We start from the raw sequence: 22,497 nt of genomic DNA on the forward strand, positions 1-22,497 counted from the left end.
ATGGCTGATACCACCCAGATGGACCACACCGACTACTCACCCGAGAGCTCGACCGGGGGCGGGGACACCGTCCTCGGCGACCTCGCCGAGAAGGCGCGCCTCGGCGCGCCCGCCGGCTCCGGGTCCGCGATCGACGGCTTCACCGAGGAGGGCGAGAGCCTGCCGGGCGGGGACGACGGCACGGAGCAGCACGGCATGAAGAAGCACAGCCACGGCAACGCGCCCGTAATCCCGGAGGCATCCCGTGGCGAGCGCCGCCGGTCCTTCGACCTCGCGGACTTCCCGACGCTGACCGGCTTCGAGGAGGACTGGCGGTTCACGCCGCTCAAGCGCCTGCGCGGGCTGCACACCGACGAGCTGACGGGGGCGGCCCCGTCCGTCGCCGTCACGGGAGCCGGCAACGTCACCGTCGAGACCGTCGACCGGAGCGACGCCCGGCTCGGCTCGGCCGCCACGCCGGAGGACCGCGTCTCGGCCGCCGCTTGGAACGCCTTCACTGAGGCCACGGTCATCACCATCCCGCGGGAGACGGTGGCCGACGGCGAGGTGATGGTCGCCGTCACCGGCACCTCGCCCGTCGCCGCTGCCCAGCACGTCCTCATCCGCGCCGAGGCCTTCTCGAAGGCCGTCGTGGTCCTCGACCACACGGGCGCGGTCACGCTCGCCCAGAACGTCGAGATCATCGTGGGCGACGGCGCGGAACTCACGGTCGTCAGCGTCCAAGAATGGGACGACGACGCCGTGCACGTGTCCTCGCAGCAGGCGAAGGTGGGGCGCGATGCGCGGTTCAAGCACGTCGTCGTCAGCCTCGGCGGCGACCTGGTGCGCCTCACGCCGTCGTCGATCTTCACCGCGCCCGGCGCCGAGGTCGAGATGTACGGCCTGTACTTCGCCGACGCCGGCCAGCACCTCGAGCAGCGGCTCCTGGTGGACCACGCCGTCCCGAACTGCAAGTCCCGCGTGACCTACAAGGGTGCGCTGCAGGGCCAGGACGCGCACACCGTGTGGGTCGGGGACGTCCTCATCCGCAAGGCGGCCGAGGGCACGGACACCTACGAGACCAACCGCAACCTGATCCTCACGGACGGCGCGCGCTCCGACTCGGTGCCCAACCTCGAGATCGAGACGGGCCTCATCGAGGGCGCCGGCCATGCCAGTGCCACGGGCCGGTTCGACGACGAGCACCTCTTCTACCTCATGGCGCGCGGCATCCCGGAGAAGGCGGCCCGCCGCCTCGTGGTGCGCGGCTTCCTCACCGAGGTCATCCAGCAGATCAAGGTCCCCGCGCTCGAGGAGCGGCTCTCGGAGTCGGTCGAGCGCGAGCTCGCGGCGGGCAACCTCTGATGGCCGAGGCCCCCCGCGGTGAACTGATCTGCAGTGTCGACGACATCCAGGTCAAGCAAGCGCTGCGCGTCCTCATCGACGACTACCCCGTCGTCATCGTCCGCGACTCCGACGGCGAGATCCACGCGCTGGGCGACACCTGCTCGCACGCGGACATCTCCCTGTCCGAGGGCGACGTCGAGGGGTGCGCCATCGAGTGCTGGGGCCACGGCTCACAGTTCGACCTCCGCAGCGGTGCCCCGCTGCAGCTCCCGGCGTACGAACCCGTCCCGGTCTTCGCGCTGGAGATCCACGACGGCAACGTCTACGTCGACGTCACGACGGTCACCAACGGAGCGGCCGCACCGCAGTTCGGCTAGCGGTCGCCGCTCAGCCCACCTACTTCCTGCACACCTCCTGCACAGCCAGGCGAAGGAGAAAGAACACGATGTCCACACTTGAAATCAAGGACCTGCACGTCAGCATCGACACCGAGCAGGGCAACATCCCCATCCTCAACGGCGTCACGCTGACCATCAGGACCGGCGAGACCCACGCGATCATGGGCCCCAACGGCTCCGGCAAGTCGACCCTCGCGTCGACCATCGCGGGCCACCCCCGCTACAAGGTCGACAGCGGCACCATCACCCTCGACGGTGAGGACGTCCTGTCGATGAGCGTCGACGAGCGGGCTCGCGCCGGCCTGTTCCTCGCCATGCAGTACCCGGTCGAGGTACCCGGCGTGACGATGACGAACTTCCTGCGGACGGCCAAGACGGCCCTCGACGGCGAAGCGCCGAGCCTGCGCCACTGGACCAAGGACGTCAAGACCGCCATGGCGCAGCTGCGCATCGACGCGGACTTCGCCCAGCGCAACGTCAACGAGGGCTTCTCCGGCGGCGAGAAGAAGCGCGTGGAGATCCTCCAGCTCGAACTCTTCCGCCCCAAGTTCGCGATCCTCGACGAGACCGACTCCGGCCTCGACGTCGACGCCCTCAAGGTGGTCTCGGAAGGCGTCAACCGCGAGCACGCCAAGGGGGAGATGGGCACGCTGCTCATCACCCACTACACGCGGATCCTGCGCTACATCAAGCCGGACTTCGTGCACGTGTTCGTCGCGGGCCGGATCGCCGAACAGGGCGGGCCGGAACTCGCGGACCGCCTCGAGGAAGAGGGCTACGATCGGTTCACGGCCCAGACCGCGGTCGAGGCGTAGGACCTACGCACCACCCGGCGCGTCCTGCGCGCCGACCGCATGACACCAGCTTGAGAGGAAGAGTTCGATGAGTGATGTGCAGCAGGCGCAGACCGCGCTGGATGACATCGAGGAAGCGCTGCGGGACGTGATCGACCCGGAGCTCGGCGTGAACATCGTCGACCTCGGTCTCCTGTACGGCCTGAAGTACGCGGAGGACGGCGCCCTCCTGATCGACATGACGCTCACCACGGCGGCCTGCCCGCTGACCGACGTGCTCGAGGAGCAGGTAGGCCAGGCGCTCGACGGCGTCGTGGACGAGTGGCGCCTGAACTGGGTGTGGATGCCGCCGTGGGGTCCGGAGAAGATCACCGAGGACGGCCGCGACCAGATGCGGGCCCTCGGCTTCAACATCTGAGTGGTCCCCGCCGGCAGGAGCCGGCGGAACGGGAGGGCGGTTCCAGCACTGGCTGGGGCCGCCCTCCCGTCGTCCGTCGGGGGTCCTTCGGCCCTGATCGGCCCACCCGGGTGGTCCTACCGTTGGTCGCAGGCGACCGACCAGGGGGAACACGGATGGCGGCGGTAGAGGTCCGGGATCTCCGGAAGTCCTACGGCGACCTCGTCGTGGTGGACGGCGTGTCCTTCACCGTGGAGGCCGGGGAGGTGTTCGCCCTCCTCGGGCCGAACGGCGCCGGGAAGACGACGACCGTCGAGATCCTGGAAGGACACCGGCGTGCCGATTCCGGGTCGGTCTCGGTGCTCGGCTTCGATCCGGCCGCGCCTGCCCGTGCCTTCCTCGAGCGGATCGGGATCGTGCTGCAGGGCGCCGGCTTCGAGGACGACTTCACCGTCCTGGAACTCGTGAACCTGCACCGCGGGCTCTACCCACGGCGGTTGGCGGCGGACGCCCTGATCGACCAGGTGGGCCTCTCCGCGAAGCGGAAGGCGCGCGTGAAGACCCTTTCGGGCGGCCAGCGTCGCCGCCTCGATCTCGCACTCGGCCTGGTCGGGGACCCGGAGATGCTCTTCCTCGACGAACCCACCACCGGGTTCGACCCCTCCGCGCGGCACCAGGCCTGGGGGCTCGTGGAAGGCCTGCGGAACATGGGGAAGACCGTGCTCCTGACGACGCACTACCTCGACGAGGCCGAACACCTCGCCGATCGCGTGGCCGTGATGGTCGAGGGCCGGATCGTGGCACTCGGGACGCCGGCCGAGCTGACCGCGGGACAGCGCAGCGTCGTGGTCTCCTTCCGCCTGCCGCGCGGTATCTCCGTGACGAGTCTTCCCGGGCTGGGCGGCACACCCGTCCCCGACGGGGCGGGGTGGACGCTGGCCACGACACAGCCTGCCGCGGTGCTGCACTCCCTGTCCGGCTGGGCGCTCGAACGCCGGATCGAACTCCCTGCCCTCGAGGTCCGCCGTCCCTCGCTCGAGGACGCGTACCTGGCGCTCGTCGGCGCGGCGGCGCCCGAGCGTGAGGACGCCGTGGCACCTCCGGGGAGGGCGTGATGGGCGCCGGCGCCGTCCGCGGGAGCGCCGTCCGGGTGCACGCGGTCCCGGTGAGCGTCGCCTCGATGGCCCGCGACCGGTTGGTGCACGCCGTCCGAGCGCTCTGGCGGACCCAGGTGGTGCTGATCTTCACCTTCGTCCTGCCGCTGCTCTGGCTCTTCCTGCTCGGCCTGCTCGCCGGCAACGACGCCGTGGGTCCGGACGGCGTCCGGGTCATGCAGTTCGCCGCACCGGTCGCGATCGCGATGGGCACCTTCTTCGCCACCCTGCCGCCCGTGGCGATCGCGGTGGCGGAGGCCAGGGAGACCGGGGTGCTGAAACGACTCCGCGGCACACCCCTTCCCGCATGGGGCTACTTCTTCGGGCAGGTCGGCGCGGCCCTGCTGTTCGCCCTCGGCTCCCTCGTGGTGACGGTGCTGCTCGGCGTCCTGCTCTACGACGTCCGCCTGCGTACGGAGACGCTCCTTGCCACGGCCGCCACGCTGCTCCTCGGGGCCATCACCTTCTCCGCCGTCGGGCTTGCGATCGGGTCTCTGAGCCGGACCGCCTCCATCGCGGAGGCGGCCTCGATCGGCTCCGCCGTGGTGCTCTCGTTCATCTCGGGGCTCTTCTTCGTGGGAGCCGCGCTGCCGGCCTGGCTCGACACGGTCGCGTCCGTGTTCCCGCTGAAGCCCTATGCCGACTCCCTGCGGGACCAGTTCAACCCCTATCTCCCCGGAAGCGGCTGGAACCCGGCGGACCTCGCGGTGATCGCGGCGTGGCTCGCCGCCGGCACGCTGGTCGGCCTCGGCGCCTTCCGGTGGGAGCGTCACCGGTCCCGCTCCGTCGTCCCCGCACACCGGCCGTCGTCCCGGTCGCCGTCGTCCCTGTCGCTGTCGTCCGGCGTGGCCGTGTCGAAGGAGCTCGTCGCCGTCACGGTCCGCCGGCCCCCGCCCCTCGCACTTCTGGCCGCCCAGTCCGGGGCAGCGCTGCGCGGCGCCGCCCGCCGGCCCGGTGACGTGTTCTTCTCCGTCGTCATGCCGGTCGGCCTCTTCGCCCTCCTGGTGACGGTCCAGCCGGGTGTCACCCTCGCCGACGGCCGGCCTGCAGCGCTGGTCATCGGAGCCAGCATGGTCACCTGGGGTGCGGGCGTCGCCCTCTTCATGAACCTCGCGGAAGGTATCGCCCGGGCGCGTGACACCGGTCTGCTCAAGCGCATGCGGGGAACGCCGTTGCCGGTGGTGGGATATCTCGCCGGGCGGACCGTCGCAGGCTTCACGCTCACCCTGGTCATCCTCGCCGCGATCCTCCTGCTCGGGGCACTCGCCTACGGCCTCAGGATCGGTGCGGCCGGGCTGCTGCTCGGGCTGGTGGTCCTCCTGGCCGGATGCCTCAGCCTGGCGGCCTGCGGGTTCCTGCTGACCACGCTGGTACCGAGTGCGCGGGCGGTCGGCTCCGTGGGGCTGGCCGTCCTCTTCCTCCTCTCCTTCTTCTCGGACGTCTTCCTGAACGAGGGACCGGAGTGGATGGGCACCGTCGGTTCGCTGTTCCCGCTCAAGCACCTGCAGAACGGGCTGGTCGCTGCATGGGATCCTGCCGGGGCACCGGTGCCGTGGCCGGACATCCTCGTCCTGGCAGTGTGGGCCGCCGTCGCCGGCATGCTCGCGGTCGGCCGCTTCCGCCGGCAGCCGGGCACGCCCTGATGCCGTGGCTCACGGCCCGCAGCGCGGCCTCCGCCCGGCGGATGCCTGCTGACCGGACCGGCCGGGCACCGGCGACGGGGGCCGGCCGGGAGAGTGCCCTGCCGACCGTGGGCGCATGGCAGGGGTTGAGCACGGCCGAGGTGCTGGATCGGACGGAACGGGGGCTCGTCAACACGAGCCCCGACTCCACGGGGCGTTCCTTCGCGAGCATCCTGCAGGCCAATGTGCTCACCCTCTTCAATGCGGTCGTCGGCGGGTGCTTCCTGGCGCTGGTGCTGCTCGGAGCGTGGCAGGACGCCCTGTTCGGGTTCTTCATCGTCGCGAACACGCTGATCGGCGTCGTGCAGGAGTTCACGGCCAAGCGCGCCCTGGTCCGTCTGGCCGTCCTCAATGCGCCCCGCGCGTACGTGCGGCGCGACGGCGTCGACGCCGAGTGCGCCGTCGACGCCGTCGTCCTCGACGACCTGCTCGTCCTCCGGCCCGGCGAGCAGGTCCCCGCGGACGCCGAGCTCGTCGAGTGCCGCGCACTGGAGGTCGACGAATCGCTCCTCACCGGCGAGGCGGTCCCCGTGCCCGTGACGGTCGGGCGTGGCCTGATGAGCGGTTCGACGATCGTCGCCGGTGCGGGGCTGGCGCGCGTGACCGGCGTGGGAGCCGAGTCCTATGCTGCGAGGATCACCGCGGAGGCCCGCCAGTTCTCACTCGTCGACAGCGAGCTGCGGCGGTCGATCGGCCGTGTCATCCACTGGATCTCCCTCGGCCTGCTCCCCCTCTCGGTGATCGTCGTCAACGGCCAGATGCAGGCGGCGGGCGGCTGGTCCGCGGCGCTGGCGAGCGGGGCGTGGCGGGACGCGACCATCACCGCCGTGGCGAGCATCAACGCGATGGTGCCGGCCGGCCTGGTGTTCATGACCTCGGTGGCCCTCGCCGTCGGCGCGGCGCGCCTGGCCCGGCGGCGCGTGCTGATCCGCGAACTCGCCGCCGTCGAGGGACTGGCCCGCGTGGACGTCCTGTGCATCGACAAGACCGGGACGCTGACGGAGGGCTCGTTCGCCCTGGACCGGCTCGAAGCGGTGGAGGGCGCGCCCGCCGGGTGGCGGCAGGCGCTGGCCTGGTTCGCGACGGACCCGGCGGCGAATGCGACGGCACTGGCCATCGGATCCGGTGTCCCCGGCGCCTGGGCCGGGAGCGCCCCTCCCGACGCGACGGTGGCGTTCTCCAGCCGCCACCGGTGGAGCGGCGCCCACTTCGCCGAGGACGGCCTGCGCGGGTCCTGGGTCCTCGGCGGCGCGGATGTGGTGCTGGGCGCGGCAGGCCCGGGGAGCAGCATCGTGGCGCAGGCCGCGGCGATCGCCGCCTCCGGGACGAGGACCCTGATCCTCGCGCACTCGTCCCGGCCGCTGCCCCTGACCGGCGGGTCGACGGCCCCGATCCTGCCGGACGGCCTCCGGCCCGTCGCGATGGCGGTACTGCGCGAGCGTGTGCGCCCCGACGCCGCGGACACGCTCCGCTATTTCGGCGAGCAGGGAGTCCGGGTGGTCGTCATCTCCGGCGACGATCCGGGGACCGTGCTCGCGGTCGCCCGGCAGGTGCGTCTGCCCGGGGCCTCGTCGGGCGTGGACGCCCGGACGCTCCCGGAGGACCCGGAGGGCCTCGCCGAGGTCCTCAGGACCGAGAGCGTCTTCGGCCGCGTCTCGCCGGACCGGAAGAAGGCCATGGTGCTCGCGCTGCAGTCACTCGGGCACACCGTGGCGATGACCGGGGACGGCATCAACGACGCCCTGGCCCTCAAGCACGCGGACCTGGGTATCGCCATGGGATCCGGCGCCCCCGCGGCGAGGGCCGTCGCGAACCTCGTGCTGCTCGATGGGGACTTCGCGCGGCTTCCGGGGATCGTGGCGGAGGGCCGGCAGGTGATCGCGAACGTCGAGCGGCTCGCGAAGCTGTTCCTCTCGAAGACCGTGTACGCGGTCCTGCTGGCCCTGGTCTTCGGGGTGCTGCTGTGGCCCTTCCCGTTCCTGCCGCGGCAGCTGGCCGTGGTCGACGGGCTCACCATCGGCCTTCCGGCCCTGGTGCTCGGACTCCTGCCGAACACGCGGCGGTACCGCCCGGGGTTCCTGCGGCGCGTGGGCAGGTGGTGCATACCGTCCGGGATCGTCGTGGCGTTCGCGGTGTTCGGCGCCGTCGCGTACGCGCGGGGTCCCGCCGGTGCGTCCACCGCGGTGATCCAGACCGTCGCGGTCATCACGCTGACGCTCAGCGCGCTCTGGGTGCTCGCCGTGCTCGCCCGGCCGTTCACCCGGACGACGGCGGGCGTCGTCGTCGCCGCCTACGCCGGCCTGCCCCTCATCCTCGCGCTGCCCGCCGCCCGGGCCTTCCTCCAGCTCGAGATCCCTCCGCCGGAGCTGGTGGTCGTCGCCGTCGCCGCGTCCGCTGCCGCCGGCGTGGTGCTCGAGGTCGTGCACCGCAGGATCAGGTCCAGGCCTGGCGCGCTGTGAGGCGGTGGTGCCGATCGGGTGCCTACTGCGTCTCCCGTGCGGGGTCCTCGTCGGCGGGGTCGCCGTCGTCGTGGTCCCCGAGGCCCCGCGCCGCGAGGGCCTCACCCGTCCTGTGCGCGTACGCCACCGCGCCGATCACGAGGGGCGTCACGGCGACCCTCGGGCTGCGGTCGAGGCCGCGTGCCTTCGCTGCCTCGCGGACATCGACGAACAGTCCGGCGAGGTAGGGGATGCTGCGCAGCATCACCGACAGCGCGAGGGCGAAGCGCTCCGGCTGCGCGCCCAGGAACCGGAAGGGGCGGGCCAGCCGGACCACGCCGTCGAGGATGTCCTGCGTGGGGGTCGTGAGCGTCAGGGCCCGCGCTGCGAGCAGGCAGGCGATGATCCCGCCCACCACGGCGAATGCGGCGGGCCACCCCTGCTGCCACCCCTGGTAGAGCGCGAGGACCACGAGGACAGGCGCCGCCGGGAGGAGCATCCTGAGGATCCGCGCGGGGGAGCGGTGCGCGCCGAGCACCAGTGCGCCCACGGTCAGGGCCAGCGCGACGCCGGTGACGGACGGCGAGCGCCAGGCGAGGACGATCCCGGCGCAGGCGAGGGACGCCGCGGCCTTGACGGGGAGCGGCGTGCGGTACAGGACGCCGTGGCCGGGCTCGTAGAGGCCCATCGTGCTGCCGAAACCCCTCATGGGCCGCGCACCGGCCGTCCGGCCAGGGAGCGGTAGTACGCCACGGCGTCGGCGGGTACCCCGTCGAAGACCACGGCGCCGCCGTCGACGACGAGCGTCCGCTCGGCCTCGAGGGCGAAGTCGAGGTTGTGCGTGGTGAAGACGACCTGCTGCTCCAGTCCGGCGATGACGTCCCGCACGCGGGCATCGTTGCGCAGGTCCAGGAGCGTGGTCGGTTCGTCGGCCACGAGGATGTGCGGCTCCACGGCGAGCACGACGGCGAGCGCCAGGATCTGCCGTTCGCCGCCGGAGAGGTCGTAGATGCTGCGGTCGGCCAGGTGGTCCACGCCGAAGCGCCGCAGGACCTCCACGGCCTGTCGGCGACGCTCGGCCGAGGGGAGTTTCCTGGTGCGCAGGGACAGCTCCACGTCCTCGCGGCCCGTCGGCATGACGAGCTGTGAGAGGGGATCGGTGAAGACGAAGCCGACGGCACGGCGGACCGCGCGCCCCGCCGTCCTTGTGTCCCGGCCGAGGACGCTGACCGAACCGCTCGAGGGGACGAGCAGGCCGTTGATGAGGCGCAGCAGGGTGGACTTGCCGGACCCGTTGGCGCCGATCACCGAGACCCGCCGCTCGCGCAGCGTCAGGTTCGCCTCGAGGATGGTCCGTCCGCCGTCCACGCGCACCTGCGCTCCCGCGAACTCAATCACGGGGTGCGCGCCCTGCGAGGAGCCGGGGGAAGGCGCGGTGCACCGATACGGCGATGACCGCGGCCAGGAGGTTCTTGAGCACATCGCCCGGCAGGTAGGCGGCGTCGACGATCACCGCATCGCGCAGGGGCAGCCCCGCGTTGACCATCAGGCCCGCGATGCCGAGGGGGTGGATGGTCACCAGGCTCGCCGCGAGGCACGCCAGGAAGAGGAGGGGCACCCGGAACCGCTGCCGGCGCAGGACCGCGACGGCGAGGAGCCCTGCCACGAGAGCCGCGAGGGGGAAGGACACGAGGTATCCCGCGGACGGTCCGGCCAGCACGCCGAAGCCTCCGCTGAACCCGCTGAAGACCGGCAGCCCGATCAGCCCGGCGACCAGGTAGAGCAGGACGGCGGCCGTTCCGCGTGCCGGTCCGAGGACGATTCCCGCGAGCATGACACCGAGGGTCTGGAGCGTGATGGGCACCCCGAGCGGGCCCACCGGGATACCGGGTAGGATTGCGAGGGCGGCAATGAGGGCGGCGAAGACCGCGACCAGCGAGAGATCGGTGGCATCCCACCGTCGTCGGGACAGTCGTCCGGGTGACGGACGGCGGCGGACCGGCTCGGCGGCGGTCTTCCCGGCTGACTGCATGGCACACGCTCCTTCAGCGGGCCGGAGTTCCACCGGCTGCTCCGGTGATTTGTCGACTTCCTCCAGCCGTAACTGCTTCTGTACCGAGACTAGCGCCGGTCATCCGGGGATCCCTTGTGGGATTCCTACAACAACGCCGTCTCCGGCACCATTGAAAGGCCTCACCGTGATTAGCGTTTCCAAGCTGGAGCTGCGGGCGGGTGCCCGCCTGCTCATGGACGATGTCTCCTTCCGTGTGGACAAGGGCGACAAGATCGGCTTCGTCGGGCGCAACGGCGCAGGCAAGACGACGCTCACGAAGGTCCTGGCCGGCGAGGCACTCCCCGCCGGCGGTACGGTGACCCGGTCCGGCGAGATCGGCTACCTGCCCCAGGACCCGAGGACGCCGAACATGGAGCAGCTCGCCCGCGACCGCATCCTCTCGGCCCGCAACCTCGACGAGGTCGTCAGCGAGCTGCGGCAGGCGCAGGAGGACATGGCCAGCGACAAGACCTCGGTGCGCAACAAGGCGATGGCGCGCTACGACCGCATCGAGTCCGCCTTCCTCTCGGGCGGCGGCTACGCGGCGGAGGCCGAGGCGGCGTCGATCTCGTCGAACCTGTCGCTACCCGAGCGGATCCTCAACCAGCCCCTCAAGACGCTCTCCGGCGGCCAGCGCCGGCGCGTCGAACTCGCCCGCATCCTCTTCTCCGGTGCCGAGACCATGCTCCTCGACGAGCCCACCAACCACCTCGACGCCGACTCCATCACTTGGCTCCGGGAGTTCCTGAAGAACCACCAGGGCGGGCTGATCGTGATCAGCCACGACGTCGAACTGCTTGAGGCGACCGTGAACAAGGTGTTCCAGCTGGACGCCAACCGGGCGACCATCGACATCTACAACATGGGCTGGAAGCGCTACCAGCTCCAGCGCGAGACCGACGAGCGCGCCCGGAAGCGCGAGCGCGCCAACGCCGAGAAGAAGGCGCATGTCCTCATGGACCAGGCCAACAAGATGCGGGCGAAGGCCTCGAAGGCCGTCGCCGCCCAGAACATGGCCAAACGCGCCGAACGGCTGCTCGGAAACCTCGATGCGGTCCGGACCTCGGACCGCGTGGCCGCGCTGCGCTTCCCCGAACCGTCGCCCTGCGGCAAGACGCCGATGACGGCGGAGGGGCTGAGCAAGTCCTACGGTTCGCTCGAGATCTTCACCGACGTGGACCTCGCGATCGACCGCGGGTCCAAGGTGGTGATCCTCGGCCTCAACGGTGCGGGGAAGACGACCCTGCTGCGGATGCTCGCCGGCGTCGACATCCCGGACACGGGCAAGGTCGTCGCGGGCCACGGCCTCAAGGTCGGGTACTACGCGCAGGAACACGAGACGCTCGACACGCAGCGCACCGTGCTCGAGAACATGAAGTCCTCGGCCCCGGACATGCAGGACGCCGAGGTGCGCGGCATCCTCGGGTCCTTCCTCTTCTCCGGCGACGACGTCGACAAGCCCGCCGGTGTGCTCTCGGGTGGCGAGAAGACCCGTCTGGCCCTGGCGACGATCGTGGCGTCGTCCGCGAACGTGCTCCTCCTGGACGAGCCCACGAACAACCTCGATCCCGCCAGCCGTGCCGAGATCCTCGGGGCCCTCAAGAACTACAGCGGCGCCGTGGTCATGGTCAGCCACGACGAGGGCGCTGTCGACGCACTCGATCCCGAGCGGGTCGTCCTGCTGCCCGACGGCGTCGAGGACCTCTGGAACGACGACTACCTGGAGCTCGTCACCCTCGCGTAGCCGTACCGGGCCGGCGACGACGCAGCCCCGCAGGTCCCGGGCGGGGTCCCGGTCGGGCGGGGACGTCCCGCGCCCGTATGCCGGCGTGTCCCGCGGCGCCCTCCGTCGAGCCTCCGTGCCCGGCGTCGACCCTTCGTGCCCAGGCGACCGCCGTCGGACGTGTCCCGGCGCGCCCACCGATCCCGTGCCCGATCCTCGGTCCGGGCTCCATCCCGGACGTCCACGGGCCGCCTCCCGGATGGGCCGGGTCAGGCCCCGGCAGCACCATTCAGCGCTGCTGCCGGGGCCGTGCCGGCTCCCCTGCAGGGACGCTCCGCACACGTCTCGGGCGGCATCCCGAGTCGCCGCCTCCGCCCTCGGGGAGATCGAAGCTACGGCCCGCGCGCGGCATTTCCCATAGGTACTCTCAGAAACCTTTTCGAGTATCAGCTACTCGTGTTTGGCCTCTAGGGGATACGTAACTTAGTCGTACCAACGGGCTGTGCAACAGCTTTTCGAAGGTCAAACGCTGAGGAGACTCTTCATGATCCCCCTCGATCCCAACCAGTCCTCCGGGACGAACCCGGCGGTAGGCGGTGACACCGCCTTTCTGGGCCGTCATCCTGCGGTTCCGGACAACGGAGTGCCGTTCCCGCTCCCCACGCCCCGGACGCAGGGAGCAGTCGCCCCGCACGCCGGCAGGACCGGCGGGCCGGGTCTGCGCGCAGCAGGGGAGGAAGACCGATGACAAGCACCGCCGGCGTATCCGTGGCCGCACCGGGGACTTTCGGCCGGGACGGTGCAATGTTCGAGGGACTGCTCGATTTCGTCGCGCAGCTGAGCCTCGTGCTGTGGACCGTCGTGATCGTGACCGTGATCATCCGGTTCATCGGGATCCGGATCTACCGTCGTCGGTCCCGTCCGGCCGTGGCCGCGACAGTAACGGCGAACTCCGTCGCGACGGATAGCGTCGCATCGCGTCCCACGGACGAGACCGACGTGGTCCGGCCGACCGCCGGGCAGCAGGGCCAGGCCGAACCGGTCGCCCGCGGCCCGCTCACCACCGTCACCGCCACGAAGGACCCAGCGCTCGTCTCGGCGGAGCTCATCGAGAGCGGGCCGGTCGACGTCAGTTCGACCGGGGTGTCCACGGAAACGGTCGAGGTGGTCCTGTTGCCGGACAAGGTGTCGTCCAGGGTCACTCCGTCCGTCCAGATGCCGCTCCATCCTCCCCATGGCCGGCACCCGGAAGCGCGCCCTCCTGCGCTCGCGACCCATTCCGTCGAGGCCTGAGGGATGGACGTCGCGCTCGTTATCTTCTGGCTGTTCGCCGGCGTCAGCATCCTCTACGTGGTGCATTTCGGCCTGTACCTGGTGGGAGCCAATTTCTACGACATCTGGCAGCAGCGGCGGAAGGGCCTCAGCGGCGTCCAACAGCCCGTGGCGTACGAGCCCGAGTGCGCGTCGACCGCCATCTGGCACCGGCGTGCGGCACCCGAGGTGCCGGGGCTGGTCTCCGTCGTCATCGCCGCACACAACGAGGAGGCGGTGATCGTCCGGACGCTCGAGTCCGTCGGACGCAGCACTTATCACTCGCTCGAGGTCATCGTCGCCGATGACGCATCCTCCGACCTCACCGGACGGCTGGTGCGCGACTACCAGGTGCGGCATCCCGAGATGGACCTGCGCCTCATGCGGATGCGCAAGAATGTCGGGAAGGGCGCCGCGCTCAACGCGGCGCTCCGGCGCTACGCTCGCGGCCAGTTCGTCATGACGCTCGACGCCGACTCGATCATCCAGCCCGACGCCATCTCGAACGCACTGTCCTACTTCGACGACCCCTACGTGGCCGGCGTGGCCGCCAATGTCCAGATCCTGGAGGAGACGACCGCCCTCGGCATCCTGCAGCGGTTCGAGCACATGATCGGCTACCGCTCCAAGAAGCTGTATTCACTGCTGAACTGCGAATTCGTGGTGGGTGGGGTCGCCTCGACCTACCGGATGCGTGTCCTGCGCAAGGTCGACTTCTACGACACCGACACTTTGACCGAGGACATCGGCCTGAGTACGAAGATCACCAACCTGGGTAATCGGCGGTTCCGCATGATCTTCGGCGCCGACGTGGTTGCGAAGACGGAGGGAGTGCTGACGCTCCGCGCCCTGGCGAAGCAACGGTTCCGCTGGAAGTACGGGAGCCTCCAGAATCTGATCAAGTACCGGGGGATGATGCTCAATCCCCATCGTCGGTACACCCGCACGCTGACCTACTACCGCATGCCGATGGCACTGCTCAGTGAGTTCACGCTGCTCATCTCGCCGCTGGCCTGGACCTATGCGGTCTATTGGTCGCTGGTCACGCAGACGCCCGCCCTGATCATCGGTGCGTACGCGACCATCACCGCCTACACGCTGCTGACGGTCTGGATGGACGAGAACCTGACGGTGCGCGAGCGGGCCCGCTTGTCCATCTACGCGCCCACGGCGTACTTCCTGTTCTACATCATGGATCTCGTGCAACTGACCGCCGCGGTCCGCTGCATCGCGCGCTCACGCGGCCTCGTCAAGCGTCCGGAGATCAACACCTGGAAGTCCCCGCAGCGGGTCGGGAGCAGGGCGGTGGTCGCTCGTGCCGCATAAGCGCCGGCGGTTCCTCCGCGTACTGCTCAATCCCCTCGTCGTCGTCTCGCTGATCGTGGCGCTGATGACCGCGGGGTGGTTGGTGTACACGGGCGGGCAGAGCATGACCGCCCAGGCGCGGCCCGGGGCGAACCTGCTCCCGCCCCTGAGCCCGTCCGCCGAGGACACCCCCGAGCCGTCCGGGTCGCCGACGGTCACTTCCGCGCCGTCCCCCGACACGCTGTCGGCCCCCGATACGCCGTCATCCGTCGGCGCCGTGGCGGGCTGGAGCGTCGCCCACAGCGCGGACGCCGCGGCCACCTTGAACCTCGTCGACGGGCAGGTGAGCGACCAGGCACTGGAGCTCGACGTCGGACGGTACGCCTCGGGCGACATCACGCTGACGAGCCCCCGGGTGGAGGTCGACCCCGGTCAGACCTACCTCTTCAAGGCGTTCGCCGCCACCGACACGCATTTCACCCTGCTGGCGCGCCGGCATCACACCGACGGCAGCACCACTCTCGAGCAATTGCCGAGCGCACTCGAGCGGCCGGGCAACGCCCCGTTCTCCGTGAGCGACGCGTTCGACAGCGGGGACACGGTGACGGCGGTGGAGTACGTCTTCCGCCTCGCATCCGAGGGCAGCATCAGGGTCGAGGGCGCCTACCTCGAGGCGGCGGACGACGTCTCGCTGCCTCCCGGCACAGCGGCCGCACCCAACCTCGTACCCAACCCCGACCTCGTCAGCCCCACACCGGGGGCACCCACGTCGTGGTCCCCCTACGCATCCGGGCCGTCGACCGTGGAGTCCGGGCGTGGCGACGACGAGAACGGCGCCTTCCTCTGGACCCGCGTCACGAACTACAAGGGCGGCGAGGCGAAATGGCAGTACCAGCCGGTTCCCGTGGTACCCGACCAGCGGTTCGAGTTCGGCGCGACCTACCGGTCCGAGCGTGAGGTGGACGTGCTCGCCGAGTTCGAGCTCGTGGACGGCAGCCGCGAGTTCCGCAATCTGGCGACGGTGCAGCCGGCGGGGGAGTGGACGACCATCGGGGAAGCGTTCCAGGTGCCCGACAAGGCGAAGACGGTCATGGTCACCCTGGTGTCGCACGGCAACGGGACCACCGCGGTGCGCGACCACTCGCTCGTCGACATCACCAAACCAGGACCCCTGCGCTGGGACGAGCCGATGGTCTCGATCACCTTCGATGACGGCTGGGAGTCGGTCTACGACCGCGCCCTCCCGCTGCTGGACAAGCACGGCTTCCGGTCCACCCAGTACGTCAACCCCAGCTCCCTCGAGACCCCGAACTTCATGACAGCTGCCCAGGTGCGTGAACTGGACCAGGCCGGCCATGAGATCGCGGCCCACAGCTACTCGCACGTCGATCTCACCTCGATCAATGCCGAGCGGCTCGAGGAGGAGATGCGACGGAACGAGGAGGCGCTGAACGACGCCGGCCTCGGCACCGACAATCTCGCTCCTCCGTTCGGACGCTCCGACCCCCAGGTCGACTGGTATGCAGGCCAGTACTTCAAGACCGTGCGGGGGACGGACGTGGGTATCAACACCCGGCAGAACATCGATCCCTCCGATCTGAAGGTCTTCTACGTGACCGACGAGACCGCGCCGGAACAGCTGCGCGAAGCGCTCGCCGAAACGGACCGCGTCAACGGTTGGCTCATCCTCGTCTATCACCAGATCGCCACCCCTGAATCGACCGGCACCCAGGACGACGACACCATCGTGGCGGACCAGAGCACCGTCACCAGCGACGTCCTCGCCGCACAACTGCAGCTCGTCGACGACAGCGGCATCGACGTGCAGACGGTCTCTCAGGCGTTCGACCAACTGTACGACCCCTAGTTCCCGCTGGTGGGATCCACCGCCGTCGGCCCGACAGAAGAACGGAGAAGTTCATGACTAGATCCAGATCTGGATTCTGCTTGGCGCGGGGGCGAGCCGGATTACTGACCATCATGGTGGCCCTGGGGGCGATGGCCTCCGCCATGCTGACGCCCGGGGTGGCGAACGCGGTGGTGACCAACGCGGCGCCCTCGGCACTGGTGTCGTTCACTTTCGACGACGGCTTCCGCAGCTCCATCACCCAGGCCGCCCCGACGCTCCAGAAGCATGGCCTCACCGGCACGAACTACGTGGTCACCGACTGCGTGGGCAAGACGACGGTGCCGAACTCCTGCCGCGCGGACGGCAGCGTGCCGTACATGACCTGGGCGCAGATCAAACAGCTGCAGACGCAGTACGGCTGGGAGATCGGGTCGCACGGCAAGGACCATCAGTGCCTGGCCTCGTCGGGCGATGTCTGCCAGGCCAACAAGCTGACCCCGGCCCAGGTCGACGCCCAGATGGCGAGCAGCAGGGCGGCCCTCGCCGCGCAGGGCATCACCGCGACCGCCTTCGCTCCGCCGTACGGCGACTACGACCAGACGGTCCTGGCCAAGGTCGCCAAGTACTACTCGTCGATGCGCGGATTCGCGGACGAGGGTGTGAACCTCTGGCCGCTCAGCGATTACCTCGTCCAGAACGTCGCGGTCGAGGAGGGCCTCGACACCGTGGCGTCGCTCAAGGCGAAGGTCGATCAAGCCATCGCCGGCAAGACCTGGGTGGTCTTCACCTTCCACGACATCGTCCCGAACCCCAGCACCGATCCGGGCGACTACGAGTTCGGTACCGCCGAACTCGATCAGCTCGCTGCCTATGTGAAGACCAAGGTGGCGGCCGGACAGATCAAGAACGTCAACGTGTCCAAGGGCATCGTGACGGGCACCCCCAACAAGATGCCGAACGCCAGCTTCAACGCTGGCATCGGCGAGGGCTGGCGGACCGACGCTCCTACGCGCATCACGGCCGACGCCGGAGGCAACGGCAGCTACCCGGACCCCACCCGGTCGGTCAAACTCGTGTCGGGCACGACCCCGACGCACCTGTTCTCCCCGCAGGTCGCCGTCACACCGGGGACGAACTACCTGTACAAGACCTTCCTGAACGTCTCCGCGCTGACGTCCGGCGAAGTGGCGTTCTACGTCGACGAATACAACGCGGCAGGGGCCTGGGTCTCCGGGCAGTACCGTAAGCGGGAGAACTCCCGATGGGTGGAGGCGCTCAACTTCACCTATACGCCGAGTTCGACGAACGTGGCGAAGGCCAGCCTCCAGGTCATCGTCGCAGGAACCGGCATCACGGCCTACCTGGACAACGTCGAGTTGCTGGAGCTCAGCGGGGCCACCGCTCCGCCGCCCACCTCACTGGTGGCGAACGGGACCTTCGACGCCGGCATCGGCGGCGGGTGGCGGACCGACGCTGCGGCGACCATCGTCGCGGACCGCGCGGGGAACGGCGCTCCGGCGAATCCGGTCAACTCCGTGAAGCTGCAGGGTTCCACGAGCAACGGGCACCTGTTCTCACCCCAGGTCAACGTGACGCCGGGCAACTACAACATCTCCGCCTACCTCAACATCAGGACCCGCACCGCCGGTGAGGTCGGCTGGTACATCGACGAGTACGACGCCAACGGCAACTGGATCTCCGGGCAGTGGAAGCTCGCCAGCACCACGATCGGCGTCTCCAACGTGGACCTGACCTACTCCCCGAGCACGACGAACGTCGCGCGGGCGAGCGTGCAGGTGTACGTGACCAGCAACTCCGGGGTGCTCGCGTACGTGGACGACGTGCGCTGGTGGCGGCCCTGACAATCGGACGCCTGCCAGCACGGACCGTGCTGGCAGGCTGCCTTCTGCTCGCGCTCGCGGGCTGCACACCCGACAACCCGGAACCGGAGCCCAACGTGGTCGTGGACCTGATCGACGAGGACTGGCAGCACACACCGGGCGTGGCGTCCGACAACGGGGGGCTGCAGGTCACGGCCACGGCGCGAAGCATCGTCGAACAGGATGGCGGAGGAGGGCAGCCGAACCCGCCCCTCAACCTGGCCGGCACGCATCTGCTGGCGGACGGAGACTTCTCCCTCAGCGCGTCGTTCAGCGACGTGATCGCCGACGCGTCGTGGACCGTCTTCGACAGTCCGCCGGTGATCGCCGACGAATTCCGGCTGGAGCCGTCGGGTCTGCGGCTCACCCTCCTCGACGACGACCTCGAGATCGCCGTGTTCGACGGGTCCCCCCAGGAGGACGTGACCAGACCCCGGCCGGTGCATGAGGAGCACGTCACGGTCCGGGACCCGGAAGCCGCGCTCGTGGTGCGCCGGTCCGGCGACACGCTCGAGATCGAGAGCGGTGGAGACACCGTCTCGTCCCTGCCCCTCGGAGAGGTGTTCGAATCGGGAAAGCTCTGGCTGGGGCTCTCGAGCGAGGGCGGTTCCTTCCGAGTCGGATCCCTCACCGCCACCGCTCTCGACGGCGGCACCCTCACGACCGCGGAGCCGGCCGTGGTCCAGGCCGAGCAGGCGGCGGACGGTCTGCAGGCCCTGGCCTCGCGGAGCAGGCCGGACTTCAGGATCGGCGCCGCGGTGGCGCTCGGGCCTCTTGCCTCGGACCCGGACTACGCCCGGGAGTTCGTCGGCAACTTCGGCGCCCTCACGCCGGAGAATGCCATGAAGCCGCAGTCCCTCTCCCCGCAGCAGGCCGTGTACACGTTCGAGGAGGCCGACGCCATCCTCGCGATCGCCGAGAGCAAGGGCATGACGGTGCACGGCCACACCATCGCCTTCACCGAGGCGATGCCCCGCTGGATGCAGGAGCTCCCCACGGGCACGGAGGTGGAGCGCCGGGCCAGCGCAGAGGCCCTGCTCGACTACGTCACCACCGTGGTGACCCACTTCAAAGGGCGGCTCGACTCGCTCGACGTCGTCAACGAACCGTTCGACGTGGACCAGGGCACCAGCTTCCAGCAGAACATCTGGTACCGGGTCTTCGGGCCCGGCTACCCGGCGGTCGTCTCGCGGGCGGTCTACGAGGCCGATCCTGACGTCAAGCAGTTCATCAACGAGAACGGGGCCGACGTTCCGGGGTACCGCCAGGACGCCCTGCTGAAGCTCGCACTCGATACCAACGCGCAGGGCGGGCACATCTACGGTGTCGGCCTCCAGGCCCACATCTACGACCTCGAGACCGACGCCATCCCCGCCGAGGACCTCTCGGAGACCCTCGAGCGCTTCGGGGATGCCGGGCTGCGCGTACGGATCTCGGAGAACGACGTCACCGACGGTGAGGGGGTGTACGCCCAGGCGGAGCAGTACGCCTCGGTACTGGAGACCTGCATGCGCTCGCCCGACTGCGTCTCCTACACCACGTGGGGGGTGGACAACCGCTACAACTGGTGGGTCGACGACGACGGCGAGCTGCACCAGGGTCGGGACTTCCTGTTCACGCACGGGGAACCGATCCCCGCGTACGACGCGATGAGGCGCGTCCTGGGCGACTGAGCGTCATGGTGGACCACGCCGGCAATTCCTGCCGACCGGGGTCCTCGGCGGTCACCGGCAGGCGTGTCTCAGTGGACGGCCTCGGCGTGGACCCCATGCGAGGCCCTCTCGGCGTGGACCCCATTGGAGGCGCTGGACAGGATGTCCTTCGCCACCTTGAGGATGATGGTGTCGATGGTCGTGGTCGGCCTGAACCGGATGAGGCGTGACGCGAGGGCGATATCAGGGGATCGGCGTGGGATGTCCTCGTGGCCGGGGCCGTAGACCTCGTCGTACGGGATGAAGCTGATCTCGCTGCGGCTGCCCAGCAGCCTGATCGTCCTCTCGGCCAGCTCGACGATCGACATGTCCCGGGTGCCACCCAGGTTGATCGCGAGCCCGCGGGCGGCCGGCTGTTCGGCGACGCGCACGATCGCCGGGACGACGTCCCCCACATACGAGAAGCAGCGAGTCTGTCGGCCGTCACCGTGGACCGTCAGCGGGTCGCCGCGAAGCGCCTGCTTCACGAGCGTCCGCACCACGCCACCCGAGCGGCTCGTCCGGCGGGGCCCCACCGTATCGAAGAGCCGGACCATGGACACCTTCAGGCCGTGTTCCCGCCAGTAGGCCTGCGCGAACGCTTCTTCCATCGCCTCTGCGGAGACACCCGCCCACCGGGGGTCCAGCGGTGAACCGAGGATGCGATCCGCGTCCTCGGACAATCGACCGGAGGCGTTCTTCCCGTAGATGTCACCACTGGACACCACGATCAGTTCCGCGCCCGCATCGAGGCAGGCATCGAGGACCGTCTCGGTGCCATGGATGGTGGAGCGCAGGCCCAGAAGCGGGCGATCCGGGAACCGACGCGCTCCACCGGCGGTCGCCAGATGGAACACGCGATCCTTCCCGCTGATCGCCCTGCCGACCGCAGTCGGGTCGAGGGTGCTGCCCTCCTGGAACGTGAAGGCCCGATGAGCCCGACACGCCGCGAGATTGTCCAGTCTGCCCAGGGAGAGATCGTCGAGCACGGTGACGTCGTCCCCGGCATCCAGGAGGTATTCGGCGAGGTGGCTGCCGATGAAACCAGCACCACCGATCACGACGGTCCTCATTGCTCGTGCCCCCTGGGTGATTCGGCGAATCCAGCAACGGAGCGGCGGTCGATGGCGCGGATCGTAGGAATCGGACCCCACGCCGCCGTGCCGCACTGCTTCTCGGCATCATCCTATGGAGGCTCGTCCCCCCAGGCACGAGTGCGCTCCACTCGATTCCGGTCCGGTACTCCTGCAGGGACCACCCGCCGTCGTGCGCCGACTACGCGGCTGTGCTCCGAAGGCGCTCGACGACCCTTGTCCGCGCAGCGCCGCGGCGAGGGTTCCTACGCCCCGACCTCTGCGTCGAAGCCTTCCCCCGGGGATCCCTAGCGGATTCCCCGCGCGTCGAGGATGGCGTCCTCCTCCTCCTCCGAGGACGGACGGCGACGCCGGCGGACCGGGCGGTCCGGAGCGGTGCCGTCCCGTTCGGCGTCGCTCCTGCGCTGCTGCCGCGCCGCATAACCGAGGCCCACGAAGGCCAGGACTCCGAAGGCGAACCACTGCAGGGAGTAGGACAGATGCGGTCCCTCGTCGATGGAGGGCTTGGGCGCGGCGACCGGGGTCTCGGCCGCGGCCGGACGCTCCAGCGCCAGCAGACCGTAGGCGGCGTCCTGCACGGGGTAGTCCACTCGCTCCGCGAAGGATGGGAGGTGGATCGACGCGACCTGCCCCTCGGGGGCGCCGCGGTTCACCTCCGGTTCGCCCGGCCTGATCCGCGCGGTGACCTCGACCTCCCCCGCGGGCGGGGCCGGGACCATGTCCGGCCGCCCCGCCTCGGCGTTGCCGATGGGCAGCCAGCCGCGGTCGATGATGACGGCGGTTCCGTCCTCCAGACGCAGGGGAGTGAGCACCTCGTACCCCGGCTGGCCGTTGAGCGGCCGATTGCGCGCGACGACCTGGTGGTCGACGTCGTACGTCCCGGTGAAGGTGACCGGCGTCCATTCGCGGGAGGGATCGAAGGTGTCGAACCCGTTGGCGCCGGGCACGTAGCGCTCCGGCGCCGCATCGTAGTTCGCCTCGATGCGCTGGATGTCCTCCACGACGGCTTCCCGCCGGTCCAGCTGCCATCGTCCGAGTCCCACGCAGCCGGCAGCGATCACCAGGACCATGGCGAGCCAGCCGAGCCAGCGGACGGAGAAGAAATAGCGGAACACCTAGCGGGTCTCCATCGGTCGGTCGGCGGTCAGGGGGAGGGTCTCCTTCCAGAGCCCGCGATCCCGGAGGTACTCCTCGAACCACTCCACGTGGTCCGGGCACGATGCCCAGGCCTTCCGGCGCTCAGGGGTGTGGATGCGCGGGTTGTTCCACAGCAGCTGCCACACGGCGTCGTTCCGGCACCCCTTGCGGGAGCAGACGGGCGGCCCTCCCGCGGCCGGCTGCGGCGCCCCGAACAGACCGAGGCCCGCGGCCGGACGTGCGGCCACGGGCCGGGGGGTGGAGT

The 22,497-nt window shown here is 69.9% G+C and carries 19 protein-coding genes; 13 read left to right on the top strand and 6 right to left on the bottom strand.

What is annotated here, in order from left to right:
• From sufD to MWM45_RS08130, 7 genes are all read left to right on the top strand, one after another.
• On the top strand, nucleotides 1-1,344 hold the full coding sequence (sufD, locus tag MWM45_RS08100; RefSeq protein WP_418909752.1) for a Fe-S cluster assembly protein SufD: 1,344 nt from the start codon (nucleotides 1-3) through the stop codon (nucleotides 1,342-1,344).
• Nucleotides 1,344-1,703 (top strand): non-heme iron oxygenase ferredoxin subunit, encoded by a 360-nt coding sequence (locus MWM45_RS08105; RefSeq protein ID WP_043445199.1) that lies wholly within the window; start codon nucleotides 1,344-1,346, stop codon nucleotides 1,701-1,703. The genes sufD and MWM45_RS08105 overlap by 1 nt, the downstream gene beginning before the upstream one ends.
• 68 nt (nucleotides 1,704-1,771) lie before the next feature.
• Nucleotides 1,772-2,539 carry a Fe-S cluster assembly ATPase SufC gene (gene sufC, locus MWM45_RS08110; protein ID WP_247829011.1) on the top strand — a complete coding sequence of 256 codons (768 nt, stop codon included), beginning with the start codon at nucleotides 1,772-1,774 and terminating at the stop codon, nucleotides 2,537-2,539.
• A gap of 67 nt (nucleotides 2,540-2,606) precedes the next feature.
• The gene (locus MWM45_RS08115; protein WP_104120512.1) at nucleotides 2,607-2,936 is read left to right on the top strand and encodes a metal-sulfur cluster assembly factor; all 330 of its coding nucleotides are present in this window, start codon (nucleotides 2,607-2,609) and stop codon (nucleotides 2,934-2,936) included.
• Nucleotides 2,937-3,091: 155 nt separating this feature from the next.
• Complete coding sequence (locus tag MWM45_RS08120) at nucleotides 3,092-4,030, top strand: ABC transporter ATP-binding protein (RefSeq protein ID WP_247829012.1); 939 nt, start codon at nucleotides 3,092-3,094, stop codon at nucleotides 4,028-4,030.
• A complete protein-coding gene (locus MWM45_RS08125) occupies nucleotides 4,030-5,712 on the top strand; it encodes an ABC transporter permease (RefSeq protein WP_247829013.1) in 1,683 nt (560 codons plus the stop codon). Before MWM45_RS08120 ends, MWM45_RS08125 begins: the two co-directional genes overlap by 1 nt.
• 41 nt (nucleotides 5,713-5,753) lie before the next feature.
• Nucleotides 5,754-8,210, top strand: a complete 2,457-nt coding sequence (locus tag MWM45_RS08130) for an HAD-IC family P-type ATPase (protein WP_247829014.1) — start codon at nucleotides 5,754-5,756, stop codon at nucleotides 8,208-8,210.
• Nucleotides 8,211-8,232: 22 nt separating this feature from the next.
• Here MWM45_RS08130 and MWM45_RS08135 read toward each other — a convergent pair whose 3' ends face one another.
• From MWM45_RS08135 to MWM45_RS08145, 3 genes are read right to left on the bottom strand one after another with little or no spacing between them, the layout of a single operon-like run.
• Nucleotides 8,233-8,898: an energy-coupling factor transporter transmembrane component T family protein gene (locus tag MWM45_RS08135; RefSeq protein WP_247829015.1), complete on the bottom strand. Its 666-nt coding sequence runs from the start codon at nucleotides 8,896-8,898 to the stop codon at nucleotides 8,233-8,235.
• Nucleotides 8,895-9,587 (bottom strand): energy-coupling factor ABC transporter ATP-binding protein, encoded by a 693-nt coding sequence (locus tag MWM45_RS08140; protein WP_247829016.1) that lies wholly within the window; start codon nucleotides 9,585-9,587, stop codon nucleotides 8,895-8,897. The genes MWM45_RS08135 and MWM45_RS08140 overlap by 4 nt, the downstream gene beginning before the upstream one ends.
• Nucleotides 9,580-10,221 carry a biotin transporter BioY gene (locus tag MWM45_RS08145; protein ID WP_247829017.1) on the bottom strand — a complete coding sequence of 214 codons (642 nt, stop codon included), beginning with the start codon at nucleotides 10,219-10,221 and terminating at the stop codon, nucleotides 9,580-9,582. Before MWM45_RS08145 ends, MWM45_RS08140 begins: the two co-directional genes overlap by 8 nt.
• Before the next feature lie 166 nt (nucleotides 10,222-10,387).
• On the opposite strand from MWM45_RS08145, the gene MWM45_RS08150 reads away from it, so the two are divergent.
• From MWM45_RS08150 to MWM45_RS08175, 6 genes are all read left to right on the top strand, one after another.
• Nucleotides 10,388-11,986: an ABC-F family ATP-binding cassette domain-containing protein gene (locus MWM45_RS08150; protein WP_247829018.1), complete on the top strand. Its 1,599-nt coding sequence runs from the start codon at nucleotides 10,388-10,390 to the stop codon at nucleotides 11,984-11,986.
• A 723-nt stretch (nucleotides 11,987-12,709) separates the two neighbouring features.
• Nucleotides 12,710-13,258 (top strand): hypothetical protein, encoded by a 549-nt coding sequence (locus MWM45_RS08155; protein ID WP_247829019.1) that lies wholly within the window; start codon nucleotides 12,710-12,712, stop codon nucleotides 13,256-13,258.
• 3 nt (nucleotides 13,259-13,261) lie between these two features.
• Nucleotides 13,262-14,602: a glycosyltransferase family 2 protein gene (locus MWM45_RS08160; protein WP_247829020.1), complete on the top strand. Its 1,341-nt coding sequence runs from the start codon at nucleotides 13,262-13,264 to the stop codon at nucleotides 14,600-14,602.
• Nucleotides 14,592-16,448, top strand: a complete 1,857-nt coding sequence (locus MWM45_RS08165) for a polysaccharide deacetylase family protein (RefSeq protein WP_247829021.1) — start codon at nucleotides 14,592-14,594, stop codon at nucleotides 16,446-16,448. Before MWM45_RS08160 ends, MWM45_RS08165 begins: the two co-directional genes overlap by 11 nt.
• A gap of 113 nt (nucleotides 16,449-16,561) precedes the next feature.
• Complete coding sequence (locus tag MWM45_RS08170; RefSeq protein WP_247829022.1) at nucleotides 16,562-18,292, top strand: polysaccharide deacetylase family protein; 1,731 nt, start codon at nucleotides 16,562-16,564, stop codon at nucleotides 18,290-18,292.
• Complete coding sequence (locus tag MWM45_RS08175; RefSeq protein WP_247829023.1) at nucleotides 18,280-19,983, top strand: endo-1,4-beta-xylanase; 1,704 nt, start codon at nucleotides 18,280-18,282, stop codon at nucleotides 19,981-19,983. The genes MWM45_RS08170 and MWM45_RS08175 overlap by 13 nt, the downstream gene beginning before the upstream one ends.
• A gap of 68 nt (nucleotides 19,984-20,051) precedes the next feature.
• Here the strand turns inward: MWM45_RS08175 and MWM45_RS08180 are convergent, their stop codons facing one another.
• From MWM45_RS08180 to MWM45_RS08190, 3 genes are all read right to left on the bottom strand, one after another.
• Entirely contained in the window at nucleotides 20,052-21,062 is a 1,011-nt protein-coding gene (locus tag MWM45_RS08180) for an NAD-dependent epimerase/dehydratase family protein (protein ID WP_247829024.1), read from the bottom strand.
• A 320-nt stretch (nucleotides 21,063-21,382) separates the two neighbouring features.
• A complete protein-coding gene (locus MWM45_RS08185; RefSeq protein WP_247829025.1) occupies nucleotides 21,383-22,210 on the bottom strand; it encodes an SURF1 family cytochrome oxidase biogenesis protein in 828 nt (275 codons plus the stop codon).
• Nucleotides 22,211-22,480: a hypothetical protein gene (locus tag MWM45_RS08190; RefSeq protein WP_418909762.1), complete on the bottom strand. Its 270-nt coding sequence runs from the start codon at nucleotides 22,478-22,480 to the stop codon at nucleotides 22,211-22,213.
• Nucleotides 22,481-22,497: the final 17 nt, after the last annotated feature.

Origin of the sequence: Arthrobacter antioxidans (genome assembly GCF_023100725.1) — a bacterium.
Lineage (GTDB): Bacteria > Actinomycetota > Actinomycetes > Actinomycetales > Micrococcaceae > Arthrobacter_D > Arthrobacter_D antioxidans.